We start from the raw sequence: 14728 nt of genomic DNA on the forward strand, positions 1-14728 counted from the left end.
GCTAGGCGAGGTCGCGAGGAGGCCCGGACGGCCAGGCGACGTCGTCCACCGCGAGGAACGGCGAGAGCGCGACCGCGGCCGGCGTCACCCCCGCGAAGGTCATGACGTCCCTGTGCAGGTGCGACTGGTCGGTGTAACCGCTCTCGGCCGCCACCAGGGCGGCCCGCTCACCGGCGGCGAGACGGTGGGCCGCGTGGTCGAAGCGGATGAGCCGGGCGACCCGCTTGGGCGTGAGGCCGACCTGGGCACGGAACCGGGCCCACAGGCGCTTGCGGCTCCAGCCGGCCTCGGCGGCGAGCCGCTCGACGGGCACCCGCCCGCCGCTGGCCGCCATCCGCCGCCACGAGAAGGCGACCTCCGGATCGGGGGCTCTGCCCTCGTCGGCCCGCCTGGCCAGCGCGTCCCGCGCGATCGCGAACCGGTCCTCCCACGACCCGGCGGCCCGCAGCCGCTCCTGGACGCGTTCGGCCTCGCGCCCCCAGAGGTCGTCGAGCGTGACCACCGTGCCGCTCAGCTCCGCGGACGCGCCCAGAACGGCGTGCGCCGCCATCGGCGACAACCGGATCTGCAGGCACTCCATCCGGCGGGTCAGCCCGCTCCCCCGCACCTGCCGGGGCGCGAGGCCGGCGACGACACGTCCGAGCCGGCGCGAGCCGCGGTCGTCCTCGATGACGAACGGCTCGTCGCCGAGGTCGAAGAGCAGGGTGACCGAGGGGTGCGGGACCAGGGCGAGGTCGCGGAACTCGTTGGCCCGGTCGCTGAACCCCGCCATGACGACCCCGGGCAGGCCGCCGGGCCGCGACGGGACGGTGATCTCCCATCCGGGCATATGACCGCGAACCAGCGCAACTGACCGCACCCCGACATCGTACGAGCCCCGCGCGCGAGGCGGTGGACGGTCACCGGAAGGCCCGGCGCAGTGCCGAGACGCGGTTCGCGACGGCCCGCCGGGTGATCTCGGCGTCCGGGACCAGCTTCTCCGAGCCGTGGAAGACGCCGGGGTAGACCTGGAGCTCGGTGGGCACGCCGGCCTGGGCCAGGCGCATGGCGTACAGGATGGCCTCGTCGCGGAAGACCTCCAGCTCGCCGACGTCCACCAGGGCCGGTGGCAGGCCGGACAGGTCCCGCGCGCGGGCGGGGGCGGCGTGGCCGCCGACGGAGCCGGTGGCACGGCGGTCGCCGAGCAGGGCCGTCCACGACTCGACGATGTAGGCCCGGTCGATCACGAGGACGTCCTCGTACTGGGTCATGGACGGGGTGCCGGCCCGGTCGTCCAGCATGGGCGAGCTCAGCGCCTGGAACACCGGGGAGGGGCCGCGCCTGTCCCTGGACAGCAGGGTCACCCCGGCCGCCAGGCACGCGCCCGCGCTCGCGCCGCCGACCGCGATCCTGGCGGGATCGACGCCGGGCCCGGCGGCGGCGACCCACGTCAGCCCGGCGTAGCAGTCCTCGACGGGGGCGGGGTCGGGGTGTTCCGGGGCGAGGCGGTAGTCCGGCGAGACGACCACGCACCGCAGCTCCCGGACGAACCGGGCGGCCACGCGGTCGTCCTGCTCCGGCTGGCCCAACGTCATGCCGCCGCCGTGGATCCAGTAGACGCAGGGCAGCGGCCCGTCCGGCTCCCCGGCCGGGCGGTGCACCCGTAACCGCAGCTCAGGTTCGCCCGGCGGGCCCGGCACCCACACGTCCTCGATCGTGACCGCCGGGTCGGGCACGAGGGCGGCCCGCCGCGCCGCGGCCATGCGCGCCCGCACCCGCGCCAGCTCGTCGAGGCTGTAACCGCGGGCGCCGGTCTCGGGCAGGTCGAGGTGGGCGAGCGCGGCGGCGAGCTCGGGGTCGAGGTTCTGGAACATCTTCATGGACGGTCTCCTCTCCCCTGCTCCGAGCCGGGACCGCGCCCGGCGGATACCATCCGGCTTCGTTGCTAGGGTCGCGCGCATGAGATCGACTTATCTCGCCTGGGACGACGCGGTTGACCTGTTCGAGCGGCGCGGCCTGCCGAAGGAGACGTACGGGAACCTGTACCAGGAGGAGTACATCCTCGTGCCCGGTCCCGCCACGGTGACCGGCGAACTCCCCCTCGACGAGCACGAGCGCACGCCGTGGCGGGAGGGTGCCCCCGACGCCGCGACCGGCTACATCGTGGACGGCGACCTGGTCGTCGACGGCAACGTCACCGACGTGGACGACGGCTCCGCCGCGCTGATCGTCCTGGGCGACCTGCGGGCGCGGAACGTCTACCTGGCCGGTGACGCCAAGCTGGTCGTACGCGGCCACGTGACGGCCGAGACGTTCGTCGGCGACATGACCGACAAGCTGGTGATGATCCATGGCGACCTGCGCACCACCGTCTCGATCTTCTGGAACGAGTTCTGCCCCGACCTGGTCGCGGGCACCCTGCACGGCAGGGCCCTCGCGCCGGCCTACCTCGACCTGTCCGGCGCCGCCGTCGGCGCCCTGGCCGACCCGTCGCCCGAGGTCCCGCTCAGTCACCTCCTCGTGCCCGAACTGCTGGTCAGCGGCGCCCCCGGCCCCGACGACCTGCCCGAGATCGGCGTCCGCGGCGACGTCCTGCGCGACCGCCTGCTGTCCGGCCTGCCCCTCACGATCGCAGGATGGGCCCCGGACGCCGATCGCGCATGACAGGTGTTTCCGCCACACCGGCCATGTCCCCCAAACCACCCACGACCACTGATCACAGTCAGACATTTTGACGACGTGCCTTCGACGGGGGCCGCGGTTCACGCTTTGGGAGCGAATCCGCGATCTACCGAAGGACGGTCATGTCACTCCAGCTCAGGAAATGCCGGAAATCACTCCTGGCGGCGGCCGCCGTCACCGCGCTGACCGCGGTGACGGCGCTGACCGGCGCGGCCACCGCGCACGCCGCCGCCACCGACCAGAACGTCAGCACCTTACGGACCGGTGACGGGTTCGACGTGCTGATCGGCGGCCAGGCCCGCGTCCACCTCGCGCAACCGGAGAAGTCGGACGGCGTCGTGACCGCCGCCGGCCCCGGCCACGTCGCCGTCATCCCCGACCACGACGGCTCCCGCGGCAGCCGCCTGATGACCTACGACACCCGTACCGGGCGCACCCGCACCCTCGTCCGGGGCAAGGTCTTCTCCGCCGCCTTCTCCCCGGACGGCACCCGGCTCGCCTACACGGTCGCCGGGCGGGCCGGCGCCGACCTGTACGCGGGCTCCGCCGAGGCGCCCGGACGCCGGATCGCCGCGATCCCGGGCGCCCGCGTCGAGGTGGTGGGCCTGTCGGGTGACGCGAGCGCGGCGTTCGTGGCCGCCTACCCCGACGCCCGCGGCGACCGGCGGTACGCGGCGAGCCTGCTGCGCGTCGCGCTCGCCGACGGCTCGGTGACTCCGCTCATCGCGAGCGACCCCGCCCACGGCCAGGTCTACGCCGACTTCCGCCTGGTGAACGGCGATCGTCAGCTCGTCAGCTTCATCCGGCGGTCCGGGCCGTACCTGTGCTCGGGACGCTCCGAACTCGGGCTCGCCGACCTCGACGGCCGGACCGTGGCCACGTACGGCGCGAGCTCCGGTACGGCCTACCGCGAGGCGGTGTGGAGCGGGGACGGCGACCGCCTCGCCTACGCCGCCCAGCCGTGCGCGTCCCAGTCGAAGGCCGCGGCCGACCCGGCGGCGACGGCCGCCCGTACGCGCGAGGAGTCGGGCACCTTCGTGGCCCGGGTGTCGGGCGGCGCGCCCGTACGCGTGGTCAGCGGGGTGACGTCGGAGTTCGGGATCGACGGGTTCGACGGCGACCAGGTGCGGCTGGCCTCGGCCCGGCTCGGGGAGCGCACCGTCGGGGCGGACGCGGTGGCCCGCGGCGTGGCGCAGCCCCTCGCGGCGGCGAGCCTGGACGGCGTGTCCCGCTCGCTGGCCGGCGGCCGGACGAACCGCGCCGTGCACATCAACCAGATCTACGACACACGGGACGAGTTCGACGGGCGCGGCTCGTGCGGCCCGACCACCGCCGTCATGACGTTGGCCGGCTACCAGCTCGGCGAACGGGGCCTGTGGGTGAACTACGGCGGACGCCACTACTCGCCCTACGGCCTCTACATAACCGACCAGTACGACTACAACGGCTCGACGTTCTCCTGGACCGCGCCCGACTACTCCGGCAACGGCTCGTGGAAGGGGGCGCACGGCGCGATCTACGACCCGCAGTACGGCGCGGTCTGGGCGGACATGTTCGGATACATGAACCGGCACACCGGCTGGACCAAGCAGAGCGGCTGGAACCCGGACTTCGTCCGGAACCAGATCGACATCGGCAACCTCGTCGCCGTGTCCGGCCAGATGACCTCCGCCGGGCACATCGTCCTGATCAAGGGTTACACCGATGACGGCAGGTGGGTCGTCAACGACCCGTACGGGCCGCACACCAACGGCGGGCCCGGCGGCGCCGACCAGGTGTACGACACCGCCTACCTGCGCCCCGTCCAGGTCTGGGGCAACTGACCCGGGCGCCCCGCGCGCCGGGGCCGAGGACGCCGCCCCGGCCCCGGCGCGCTCACAGCCGCCCGCGCAGCAGGCACATCCCACCCGCCAGGACGACGAGGAACACGCCGATGACGCCGACGCCGAACACCCCGACCAGCGCGCCCGCGCCCGCGCCGGGCAGCACCGCCCCCGCCGCCGCGGACGTCGCCATCTGCAGCCCGATCACGCGCTCGGTCGCCGCCTCGCCCACGCGTTCGGACGTCGTCAGCGTGAGCAGCGGGAACATCGGCGCCGCCGCGAGGCCGATCAGGACCACGCCCGCCGAAGCCAGCCAGCCGGGCCCGGGAACGGCGAGGAGCAGCGCGCCGACGAACATCCCCCACGCGCCGAGCGAGAGGAAGCGCCGCGTGCCACCCCGTCGCGTGCCATGCCCGACGACGATCCGCCCGGCGAACATCGCTCCCCAGAACGCCGAGACGGTCAGCCCGGCCGGCCCGTCCGGCATGCCGCGCCCGGCCGTGAGGTGGACGTAGGCCCAGATCGCCGTCCCGGCCTCGACGCCGGACTGCAGCGTGAACGCCGCCAGGCTCGGCCACAACGCCCGTGCGCCGGGCCTCGGCCGTGTCCGGTGGGTCCGGGCGGGCGTCGCGGGCGGGATCCACCGTTTCGCGCTCACCGCGAACGTGACCGCGAGCGCCACCTGCAAGGCCGCGAGCCCGGCATAGACCCACCGCCACGACCGGCCGTCGGCCAGCAGCCAGGTGGCCGCGCCGGGCCCGGCGGCGGCGCCGAGGCAGAAGCCGGCGTGCATCCAGCTGATCCGGCGGGCGCCGAAATGCCGTACGGCGTAGGCGTTGAGCGCGGTGTCGATCGCGCCGGAGGCCAGGCCGCCGAGGAACACCGCGAGCAGCACGACCCAGAACGCCCGCGCGGCCCCGTACGCGGCCAGCGCCGCCCCCGACAGCGCGGCGCTCAGGGCCAGCAGCCCCCCGACCCCCGTCCGGGCCAGCAGGAACGCGGTGGCGGAACTGGACGCGACGTACCCCGCGACGCCGAACGGCACGACGAGGCCCAGCGCCTCGACCGGCTGTCCGAGGTCGAGCCGTACCGACGGCCAGGTGATGCCGCCCACGTTGTCGGGCAGGGCGATGGAGACATAGGCCACGTAGGCCAGGAAGAACAACGGCACGCGAAGGCCACCCTTCCGGGCTGCGCATCACGCGCGGAGCGGGCGCAGCACGCGTCAGACGAGATCAGGGATCCGAGTCAGCGCGTGCCGGGACGACCGGGTGGGGCCGCACCGGCCGTCCCGGTGCCGGACAGTTCCTCCATGGCAGGTGACGTTAGCACCTCGATCCGCACAATTCCGGCGCGCCGGCCGACGGCCGGTCCCGCGTCCCGGTTGCTGATATCTCAACTCTTGCCTACTGTGATCCCAGTTTGGCCGGAGGAGGCGCGGGCCCTCGCGCTCGCCGGAGACACTGGACGGAGCATGTCGTGACCACTGCACTCATCATCGGCGACCTCCAGCGGGGCATCACGGGCGGTTACCCGTTCGCCCGGCAGGTCGTGCCGCCGCTCACCGAACTGCTGCCCCGTGCCCGGGCGGCCGGCGTCCTGGTGGTGTTCGTGCACTTCGCCTTCCGGGCCAACGGGGCCGACGTGCCGCCCGGCAGCGCGCTGATGAAGTCGTTCTTCGAGGCCGGAGACGCCTTCCACGAAGGGTCGGCCGGCACCGAGCTCGCCCTGCCGGTCGCCGATGAGGACGTCGTCGTGCTGAAGCGCCGCGCCAGCGCGTTCGCCGGCACCGACCTCGACCTGGTGCTCCGCGCGCGAGGTGTCACCACTGTGGCGGTCGCCGGGGTCGCCACCAGCGCGATGGTGGCCGCGACCTGCTACGACGCGGCCGACCGCGGCTACCGGGTGACGGTGCTGAGCGACGGCTGCGGCGACGGCGATCCGGCACTGCACGACTTCTTCGTCGACGCCGTCTTCCCCAGCCGGGGGTTCGAAGTGGTGTCGTGCGAGGAGTGGCAGGTTTGATCGCGGACGGGCGGGAGGCGTCCCGGCCGCTCCACCCCGTGACCGGCGCGATGGCGCACCTTCCCGCGTTGCTGCTGGTCGGCCAGGAGGACACCGGTCTCGACCGCACCGGTCAGGCGTACCGGGCGATCAGGCGTCAGATCATCGACCTGACGCTGCCGCCGGGCAGCAGCTTCAGCGAGGCTTCGCTCGCGCGGCAGTGGCAGATGAGCAAGACGCCGGTGCGCGAGGCCCTGGCCCGCCTGCGGCGCGACGGGCTCGTGGACGCGCTGCCGCGCGCGGGCTACGTCGTCAGCCCGATCACGCTCCAGGACACCGACGACCTGTGCGCGCTGCGTACGCTGCTGGCCGGCGAGAGCGCCGCCGCCGCCGCGCGCCGCGGCGTCGCGGGCCCGGCGCTGGAGCGGCTCGAAGAGCTGGCCGAGGTGCCCCGCGCGCTCGCGGCGGGCGAGGCCGACCTGGAGCAGTCGCTGCGTGCCGGGATCGAGTTCGAGGCCGTCATCGCCGACGCCAGCGGCAACAACCGCTACGCCAAGGCGATCGTCGGCGTGCTCGACGAGCTGGAGCGGGTGCTGCGGATGGCCGCGTTGATCGCTCCGGAGGTGGCGAGCCCGCCCGGGGAGCTGGCGGGCGTCCACGAGCGCCTGCGCGCCGGGGACGCGGTCGGCGCTCGCGAGGCCATGCGCGGCCGGTGCGAACGCGTGCGCCGCGACGTGCTCCGGGTCCTGACGAAGAGCGCCTCCGTCAGCCGGGCCGGCATCGAGCTGCCACCACCGGCGTAGGCCCGCACGATTTCCGCGGCTTGATTGCAAACAGTTCTTCGCGAACAAGTCTTTGCGAAGAACTGTTTGCGGTCTAGGCTGCGAGGCATGACCGAACCCTCCGAGAGCGTGGTCGTCCTCGACGCCAAGGGCCTGCGAGCACTGGCCCACCCGGTCCGGGTACAACTCGTGGACCTGCTGCGCAAACACGGCCCGTCCACCGCCACCCGCCTGGCCGAACGCCTGGGGGTGAACTCGGGCACCGCCAGCTACCACCTGCGCAGGCTCGGCGCCGCCGGATTCGTGGCGGAGGACACCGAACGCGGCAACGCCCGCGAGCGCTGGTGGCGCTCGGTCCACCACGTCACCCGGCTCAGCGACGAGGAGCTGTCGGAGCGGGAGCCCGAGGCGGTGCTGGCCTACATGCAGTCCATCGCCGCCCTGTACAGCCTGCGCACCCAGCGGACGCTGAACGAGCTGTCGACCATGCCTGCGGAGTGGCGGCGGGTGCTCGACCTCAGCTCCGTCGCGCTGCGGATCACCCCGGAGGAGGGGCGGCGGCTGAGCGAGGAGCTGGCGGAGGTCATCGACCGCTACCGCCGCGACACGCCCGGCCAGCCGGCGCCCGAAGGCGCCGCGCGGGTCTCGCTCATCACCCAGCTCCTGCCCGAGCTGCCCGAGCTGCCCGAGGACGCGTGATGGCGTCGCGCGAGTCGTTACGCCCGATGGCCGGCCTGCTCGCGGCCATGACGGTGTCGCTGACCGCGACGCGGGTGTCGGCCATCGCGTTGCCCTGGTTCGTCCTGACGACGACCGGGAGCCCGGCGCGGACCGGGATGGTGGCGTTCGCCGAGATGGCTCCGTACGTGCTGGTCAAGGCGCTGGCCGGGCCGCTGGCCGACCGGGCCGGGCCGCGCCGGATCTCCTGGATCGGGGACGTGGTGAGCGCCGCGGCGGCCGGGGCGGTCGTCCTCCTGCACGCCCTGGACCTGCTGCCGCTGGGAGCGCTGATCGCCCTCGTCGCGGTGGTCGGCGCGGCCCGCGGTCCGGGCGACCTGGCCAAGGAGATCATGATTCCCGAGGCGGCCGAGCGCGGGCGGGTGCCGCTGGAGCGCGCCACCGGGCTGATGGGCGTGACCGAGCGGCTGGCCCAGACGGTGGGGCCCGCGGCGGGCGGCGCGGTGGTGGCGCTGCTCGGACCGCTGGCCAGCCTCGGCATCAGCGTCACCTGTTTCGCGCTCGGCTCGGTGATCGTGGCGTGGGCGCTGCCGCGCGGCATGGGGCGCCGCGCGCCGGCGCAGGAGGCGGAGGAGGGCTACTGGCGGCGGTTCGGTCAGGGCTTCACGTTCCTGCGCGGCGAACCGCTGCTGCTGTCCGTGGTCGTCATGGTCGGCATCACGAACCTGCTCGACGCGGCCTTCGGCCAGGTGCTGGTGTTCGTGTGGGCCAGGGAGTCCGGTCACGGCGCCGCCGTGGTCGGCCTGAACAGCAGCGTGATGGGGCTGACGGCGGTCGGCGGCAGCCTGGTCGCGGCCGCCGTGGCGCACCGGATGCGGCGCAGGCCCGTCTTCTTCGTGGCGTTCCTGCTCGCCGGGCCGACCCGGTTCCTCGTCCTGGCGGTGGACGCGCCGGTGTGGGCCATGGTGGCGGTGTTCGCGGTGGGCGGGTTCGCCGGCGGGTTCCTCAACCCGATCCTGGGGGCGATCTCCTACGAGCGGGTGCCCCGGAGCCTGCTGGGCCGGGTGAACGCGCTAAAGGACTCGCTCGCCTGGGCCGGCATCCCGCTCGGCGGGCTGGTGGGCGGGGCGCTGGTGGCGGCGGTGGGGCTGACGCCGGTGCTGCTCGCCGGTGGGGCGGTCTACGCCCTCACCACGAGCCTGACGGGACTGCGGCCCGAGTGGCGGCAGATGGACCGGCTCCGCGGCCAGGGCCCGCCCGTCCCGCCGGCGCCACCCGCGCCGCCCGCGCCGCCGGTCAGACGCCTGCGGCGATCTTGAGGAGCACCACGCCGCCGATGATCGCGGCGAACGAGGCGAGCTTGGCCGGCGTGATCTTCTCCTTGTAGATCAGCGCGCCGAGGACGACCGTGCCGATCGAGCCGATGCCGGTCCAGATGGTGTAGCCGACGCCGACGTCCAGGGTCTTCAGCGCCAGGCTCAGGGTGAAGATGCCGCCGGCGGCCGACAGCAGGGTGAAGACGGAGGGCCACAGCCGGGTGAAGCCCTGGGTGGCGTTGGTGCCGAGCGCGAAGCCGATCTCGAAGACGATCGCGATGGAGAGGTAGATCCAGGCCATGATGACGTTCCTTGTGCAGTGGTGGGCGGAGGGTCAGACTGCGGCGGGCTTGGCGGTGGCGGGCTCGGTGGTGGCGGGCTTGGCGGCGGACAGGCGGTCGGCGAGCTTGAGCCCCAGCACACCGCCGATGATCAGGACGAACGCCAGCCCCTTCCAGATGGTCAGCTCCTCCCCGAAGATCACCGAACCGAGCAGCACGGTGCCGACCGAGCCGATGCCCGTCCAGACGGTGTAGCCGACGCCGACGTCCAGGGTCTTCAGCGCCAGGCTCAGGAAGAAGATCCCGCCGGCCGCGGCGGCGGCGGTCAGCAGGGACGGCCACAACTGGGTGAAGCCCTCGGTGGCGTTGGTGGCCAGGGCGAAGACGACTTCGAAGACGGCGGCGATGAGCAGGTAGATCCAGGCCATCTCAGGACCCTTCTTTATTTGCATGTACGTGCAAGCGATTGAGCGACAGAGAGAAGCTTGCATGTGCATGTATGCTTTTGTCAATCCCGCGTCCGAGGGACCCGGGTCCTCAGAGAAGGAGGAGGCTTCCATGGCTCCGACGGCACCCAGTCCACGCCCGGCCCCGGCGCCCTCGGCGGTGTCCAGCTCCTGGAACGACGTCCTGCTGCTGCACGCCCGCGTGGAGAACGCCCTGGCCACCGCCCTCCAGCGGCGGCACGGCATCGGCCTGTCGGAGTACCGGGCGCTCGGCCATCTCGCCACCTCGGACGCCGGCGAGCTGCGTATGCAGGAGCTGGCCGACAGGATCGGGCTCAACCAGAGCTCGGTGACCCGGCTGGTGACCCGGCTGAACACGGCGGACCTCACGTACCGGGACCTGTGCCCGGACGACAAGCGCGGGGTCTACACCGTCATCACCGACGCGGGCCGGGCCCGCTACGCCGAGGCGAACGTCACCTACGAGGCGACGCTCAGGACCGCCCTGGAGGAAGCCGCACAGGCCGACCCGCGGCTGGCCGCGGCACTGCCGGCCCTGGGGCTGCTCGACCGGTAACCGGCAATCCCGTTTGTCCCGAATATTGAGGAGTTGAACATGCGTGCTGTGCGGATCACCCGCTTCGGCGGCCCGGACGTCCTGACGGTCGCCGAGGCGCCGCCGCCCCGGGCCCAGGAGGGCGAGGTGCTGGTGAGGGTCGTCGCCTCGGCCCTGAACCCGGTTGACGACAAGACCCGTGAGGGGGCCATCGGAGAGGGCGCCCCGCCGCTGCCGATGACCTTGGGATGGGAGCTGTCCGGCATCGTCGTGGACAGCCGGGACGATGCGTTGCCCGTGGGTGAACGGGTCTTCGGCATGTCCCATCAGCTCGGCACCGGCCGGGGGACGTGGGCCGACCTCGTGGCCATGCCGGTCGGTTCGCTGGCCGTCGCGCCGTCGGCGGTCAGCCTGGTGGAGGCGGCGACGCTGCCGTTGCCGGGGCTCACCGCGCTGCACACGCTCGACTGGCTGGCCGTCCGGGCGGGCGAGCGGCTGCTGGTGGCCGGCGCGGCCGGCGCGGTGGGCGGGCTGGCCGTCCAGCTGGCGCGGGCGCGCGGCGTCCGGGTGGACGCGCTGGTCTCCAGGCCGGCCCAGGCCGAGGTGGCCACGGAGCTGGGGGCCGACCGGGTCACGACCGACCCCCACGCCCTTCCGGCAGGGGCCTACGACGCCGTCTTCGACACCTTCGGCGCCTTCGCCGTCGAGGCCGTGGCCGACGGAGGCCGCTACGCCTCCATCGCCACCCAGGCCGGGCCGGTGCCCGACCTGTCTCATCGATCGATCCGCACCACCGTCAACCAGGTGCGCGAGGACGGCCCCGGCCTCGCCGAGCTGGCCAAGGCCGTCGACGCGGGCCAGGTCAGGAGCCGGGTCGAGGCCCAGTACGGCCTGCAGGACATACGGGCGGCCCACGAGCACTTCCGGCGCGGCCGGCTGAGCGGCAAGATCGCCCTGGTGCTCTGAGGCCGGCGGCGCTCAGATCATGCGTCGCAGCGCGGTCTCCACGGCGTCGATCAGCGGATCGCCCTCTGTCTGCGGATGCCGGGCCAGGCCGAGCTCGACGTCGGGCAGGGCGGGCAGGACGTCCGGGTCGTGACAGGCCATGTCCGGTTCGAGGTTGCCGGGCATGAGCGCGGCGACCCCGAGCCCGGCCCGCAGCGCCGCGAGCACGCCGGCCAGGCTGTTGCTCTCGAACACCGGCCGCCACCGCCGGCCGGTGCGGTCGAGCGTGTCCACCACCGACGTACGCCACGCGCACGTCCCGGTGAACAGCACCACCGGCAGCGGATCGGCGGCCGGGTCGACGCCGTGGCCGACCGCCCACACCAGCGGCCGCCGCACGGTCCAGCGCGGCGGCCCGGGAAGGTCACTCGCCTCGTCGAGCACGAGCTGCACGCGGCCCGCGTGGTAGGCCTCCCGGATCGTGACACCGGAGAGGCTCAGCACCTCCAGCGTCGCACCCGGGTGCAGCCGGGCCAGGTCGGCGAGTGCCTGCGGCAGCTGCGCCGCGGCCAGATCCTCCAGCAGGCCGACGCCGCAGCGGCCGGTGAGCGCGCGCCCGGTCGCGGTGAGCGCCTGCGCGGAGAGCGACAGGATGCGCTCGGCGTAGGGCAGCAGCTCCTCCCCCGCCCGGGTCGGCGAGACGCCGGACGGCGACCGGTGGAGCAGCGGGCGGCCGACCGCGCTCTCCAGCTTGCGCAACTGCTGGCTGAGCGCGGGCTGTGTCTGCCCGAGCGCGGTCGCGGCGCGGCTGATGCTGCCCGCCCGCACAGCCGTGACGAACGACCGCAGCAAGCCCGTCTCCAGGTCTCTGGCCATAAGAATCCATTATGCCGCTTCCAACGAAACAACGTCTTCCTATGGGCTTCGGGATGACCTAGCGTCGCCCGGGTGACCGGATACCGACAGGTTCTCGCCGTGCCGGGGATGGCGGCGCTGCTGGGCGTCTCGCTGCTCGCCCGTGCCGCGATCACCGCCGACGTGACCGCGCTGACCATGTACGTCGTGCTGGGCCTGGACCTGGGCTACGTGGCGGCGGGCGGCGTCGCGGCCGCCCTCACCGCCGGGGTGGCGCTGGGCGGGCCGCTGCTGGGCCGCATGACGGACCGGCGGGGGCTGCGCGCCGTGCTCACGATCACCGTCGCCTCGCAGGCGGTGTTCTGGGCGGGCGTGCCCGTCCTGCCGTACGCGGTGCTGCTGGGCGCCTCCTTCGTGGCGGGGCTGCTGATGGTGCCGGTCCAGGCGGTGACCCGGCAGGCGATCGCCGCGATGACGACGCCGGGGCAGCGGCGGGCCGCGTTCGCGCTGGAGTCGGTGCAGGGCGAGCTGGCGTACATGGTGGGGCCGCCGGTGGTGATCCTCTGCGCGGCGGAGCTGTCCCCGCAGGCCGTGGCGTGGGGGCTCGGGGCGCTGATCGCGGCCGGCGGGATCGGGATCTTCCTGCTCGATCCGCCGCTGCGAGCCGAGGGCGAGGTGGAAACCGGTTCGCCAGGACGTCCGGCGCGCCGCGAGTGGCTGGACCGCCGCATGGTCGCCATGCTGGCGATGGGGTTCGGCGTCACGACGCTGCTCAGCGGCGTCGACCTCGCCATCGTGGCCACGCTCAAGGAGGCGGGCCAGGTGTCCTGGGCAGCCGCGGTCGTGGCCGTCTTCGGCGTGACCTCCGTCGCCGGCGGGCTGGTCTACGGCACGCTGCGCCGTCCGATGCCGACGTGGCTGCTGCTCGGCCTGCTCGGGCTGCTGACGATCCCCGCCGGGCTGGCCCACGACTGGCGCTGGTTGTGCCTGGCCGTCGTCGGCGCCGGGCTGCTCACCGCGCCGACCCTGTCCACGGTGGCCGACGCGGTGAGCCGGCTGGCGCCGGCCGGCGTACGGGGCGAGGCCACGGGCCTGCAGGCGTCGGCGACGAGCGCGGGCTTCGCGCTCGGCTCGCCGATCGCCGGGCTGGCGATCGACGCCGCGCTGCCGGGTGGCGGCTTCGCGGCCGCCGGGCTGGCCGGCCTCGCCGCGGCCCTCGTCGGACACCTGCTGTCCCGCGCCCGGCGGGCGGACGCCCGCCCGCCGGGCCGACAGCTTCGACCTACATCAGAAGAAAGGAAAAGTCCTGTTTCGTCCTCCGATTCGGCGGGATGTCGATCTTGATGCGGCGGGCGACCTCGTCCCGGCCGACGCCCAGCCCGAGGCCGATCAGCCGGTCGGGACGCAGCGGGACGGGATCGTCGAAGGCGACCGTGATCCGGACGGGCCACGGACTCTCCGGAACGGGCGGCGCGTCGAGTTCCCAGCACCCGTCCCAGTCGAACGCGTACCGGTTCCGGCGCGCGGTCGACGGGTCGAGCAGGGCCCGCGCGACGAGGGACGGCGAGTCGCCCGCGTACCCGGCCAGCAGACCGGGGTCCAGTGAGCGGACCGGAACCCGGTCGTGGACGGTGAGCTTGCCGGTCCGGTCACAGCCCACGCAGTTGACCAGGAGCCAGACGTCGAGCAGCTTGCCGTTGGCGTTGACGCGGAACCGGCCGTCACCGACGGCGGCGCGGTCGGACGGGCAGGCCACGCAGCGCAGGACGAGCATGGGCAGGCGGGTGCGCCGCACCACCCAGGGCAGCACGATATGAGGATGTGAAGACATGATCTCTCTGAAGACCTGACGAAGAGCACGGAGAACAGAGCCGACGGCGTCCGTCGGCGACCGATGCGCAGGAAGGTGTCAGGTCTAAAGAGCAGGCGGCGTCATGCGCGCGAAGTCCTCACGAAGGGGTGGTCAGGGGGGCGGCGCTCAGCTCAGGCGGGCGCGCAGCAGGCAGAACTCGTTGCCCTCGGGATCGGCCAGGACGTGCCACTGCTCCTCGCCGGTCTGGCCGACGTCGGCCGGGCGCGCCCCGATCTTGAGCAGGCGGTCGAGCTCGGCGGCCTGGTCGCGGTCGGTGGCGTTGACGTCGAAGTGCAGCCGCAGCGGGCCCGTCTTGGGCTCGGCGGTGGGGTCGAAGACCAGAGTGGGCTGCAACCCGCCGAACCCTTCCCGCGGGCCGATCTCCACCGAGCCGTCGTCCGGGGTGTCGAGCACGACGAAGTCGAGCACCTCGCACCAGAAGGCGGCCAGGCCGTGGGCGTCTTGGCAGGGGACGATCAGTTCGGAGATGCGGCAAGCCATGATCGGCACCCTACCGGTCGCCGGTTGC

17 protein-coding genes are annotated in these 14728 nt (G+C 73.6%); 9 read left to right on the forward strand and 8 right to left on the reverse strand.

Annotated features, from left to right (window positions below):
• Position 1: 1 nt before the first annotated feature.
• Together ABZ459_RS34145 and ABZ459_RS34150 are read right to left on the reverse strand one after the other, a co-directional pair.
• Entirely contained in the window at positions 2 to 829 is an 828-nt protein-coding gene (locus ABZ459_RS34145) for a helix-turn-helix domain-containing protein (RefSeq protein WP_357979228.1), read from the reverse strand.
• A 70-nt stretch (positions 830 to 899) separates the two neighbouring features.
• Complete coding sequence (locus tag ABZ459_RS34150; protein WP_357979230.1) at positions 900 to 1859, reverse strand: alpha/beta hydrolase; 960 nt, start codon at positions 1857 to 1859, stop codon at positions 900 to 902.
• A 79-nt stretch (positions 1860 to 1938) separates the two neighbouring features.
• On the opposite strand from ABZ459_RS34150, the gene ABZ459_RS34155 reads away from it, so the two are divergent.
• Complete coding sequence (locus ABZ459_RS34155; protein ID WP_357979232.1) at positions 1939 to 2643, forward strand: polymer-forming cytoskeletal protein; 705 nt, start codon at positions 1939 to 1941, stop codon at positions 2641 to 2643.
• A gap of 140 nt (positions 2644 to 2783) precedes the next feature.
• Positions 2784 to 4484 carry a C39 family peptidase gene (locus tag ABZ459_RS34160; protein WP_357979234.1) on the forward strand — a complete coding sequence of 567 codons (1701 nt, stop codon included), beginning with the start codon at positions 2784 to 2786 and terminating at the stop codon, positions 4482 to 4484.
• Positions 4485 to 4536: 52 nt separating this feature from the next.
• Here the strand turns inward: ABZ459_RS34160 and ABZ459_RS34165 are convergent, their stop codons facing one another.
• Positions 4537 to 5655, reverse strand: a complete 1119-nt coding sequence (locus tag ABZ459_RS34165) for an MFS transporter (protein ID WP_357979236.1) — start codon at positions 5653 to 5655, stop codon at positions 4537 to 4539.
• A 308-nt stretch (positions 5656 to 5963) separates the two neighbouring features.
• On the opposite strand from ABZ459_RS34165, the gene ABZ459_RS34170 reads away from it, so the two are divergent.
• The 4 genes from ABZ459_RS34170 (at position 5964) to ABZ459_RS34185 (ending at position 9267) form a co-directional block, all read left to right on the forward strand.
• Positions 5964 to 6509: an isochorismatase family cysteine hydrolase gene (locus tag ABZ459_RS34170; RefSeq protein WP_357979238.1), complete on the forward strand. Its 546-nt coding sequence runs from the start codon at positions 5964 to 5966 to the stop codon at positions 6507 to 6509.
• Complete coding sequence (locus ABZ459_RS34175; RefSeq protein WP_357979240.1) at positions 6497 to 7291, forward strand: GntR family transcriptional regulator; 795 nt, start codon at positions 6497 to 6499, stop codon at positions 7289 to 7291. The genes ABZ459_RS34170 and ABZ459_RS34175 overlap by 13 nt, the downstream gene beginning before the upstream one ends.
• 87 nt (positions 7292 to 7378) lie before the next feature.
• Positions 7379 to 7969 carry a helix-turn-helix domain-containing protein gene (locus tag ABZ459_RS34180; RefSeq protein WP_357979242.1) on the forward strand — a complete coding sequence of 197 codons (591 nt, stop codon included), beginning with the start codon at positions 7379 to 7381 and terminating at the stop codon, positions 7967 to 7969.
• Positions 7969 to 9267: an MFS transporter gene (locus tag ABZ459_RS34185; protein WP_357979244.1), complete on the forward strand. Its 1299-nt coding sequence runs from the start codon at positions 7969 to 7971 to the stop codon at positions 9265 to 9267. The genes ABZ459_RS34180 and ABZ459_RS34185 overlap by 1 nt, the downstream gene beginning before the upstream one ends.
• On the opposite strand, the gene ABZ459_RS34190 is transcribed toward ABZ459_RS34185, so the two are convergent.
• Positions 9245 to 9565 carry a multidrug efflux SMR transporter gene (locus ABZ459_RS34190; protein ID WP_357979246.1) on the reverse strand — a complete coding sequence of 107 codons (321 nt, stop codon included), beginning with the start codon at positions 9563 to 9565 and terminating at the stop codon, positions 9245 to 9247. The two genes, ABZ459_RS34185 and ABZ459_RS34190, sit on opposite strands and share 23 nt — an antisense overlap.
• 33 nt (positions 9566 to 9598) lie before the next feature.
• Entirely contained in the window at positions 9599 to 9973 is a 375-nt protein-coding gene (locus tag ABZ459_RS34195) for a multidrug efflux SMR transporter (RefSeq protein WP_357979248.1), read from the reverse strand.
• Between the two features lie 130 nt (positions 9974 to 10103).
• Between ABZ459_RS34195 and ABZ459_RS34200 the strand changes: the two genes are divergently transcribed.
• Together ABZ459_RS34200 and ABZ459_RS34205 are read left to right on the forward strand one after the other, a co-directional pair.
• Positions 10104 to 10568: a MarR family transcriptional regulator gene (locus tag ABZ459_RS34200; protein ID WP_357979250.1), complete on the forward strand. Its 465-nt coding sequence runs from the start codon at positions 10104 to 10106 to the stop codon at positions 10566 to 10568.
• 39 nt (positions 10569 to 10607) lie between these two features.
• On the forward strand, positions 10608 to 11513 hold the full coding sequence (locus ABZ459_RS34205) for an NADP-dependent oxidoreductase (RefSeq protein WP_357979252.1): 906 nt from the start codon (positions 10608 to 10610) through the stop codon (positions 11511 to 11513).
• A 12-nt stretch (positions 11514 to 11525) separates the two neighbouring features.
• On the opposite strand, the gene ABZ459_RS34210 is transcribed toward ABZ459_RS34205, so the two are convergent.
• On the reverse strand, positions 11526 to 12368 hold the full coding sequence (locus tag ABZ459_RS34210; protein ID WP_357979254.1) for a LysR family transcriptional regulator: 843 nt from the start codon (positions 12366 to 12368) through the stop codon (positions 11526 to 11528).
• A gap of 72 nt (positions 12369 to 12440) precedes the next feature.
• On the opposite strand from ABZ459_RS34210, the gene ABZ459_RS34215 reads away from it, so the two are divergent.
• A complete protein-coding gene (locus tag ABZ459_RS34215; RefSeq protein ID WP_357979256.1) occupies positions 12441 to 13691 on the forward strand; it encodes an MFS transporter in 1251 nt (416 codons plus the stop codon).
• Here ABZ459_RS34215 and ABZ459_RS34220 read toward each other — a convergent pair.
• Complete coding sequence (locus ABZ459_RS34220; RefSeq protein WP_357979258.1) at positions 13630 to 14157, reverse strand: DUF1062 domain-containing protein; 528 nt, start codon at positions 14155 to 14157, stop codon at positions 13630 to 13632. The two genes, ABZ459_RS34215 and ABZ459_RS34220, sit on opposite strands and share 62 nt — an antisense overlap.
• A 168-nt stretch (positions 14158 to 14325) precedes the next feature.
• A complete protein-coding gene (locus ABZ459_RS34225) occupies positions 14326 to 14700 on the reverse strand; it encodes a VOC family protein (protein ID WP_357979260.1) in 375 nt (124 codons plus the stop codon).
• Positions 14701 to 14728: the final 28 nt, after the last annotated feature.

Origin of the sequence: Nonomuraea sp. NPDC005692 (assembly GCF_040631115.1) — a bacterium.
GTDB lineage: Bacteria > Actinomycetota > Actinomycetes > Streptosporangiales > Streptosporangiaceae > Nonomuraea.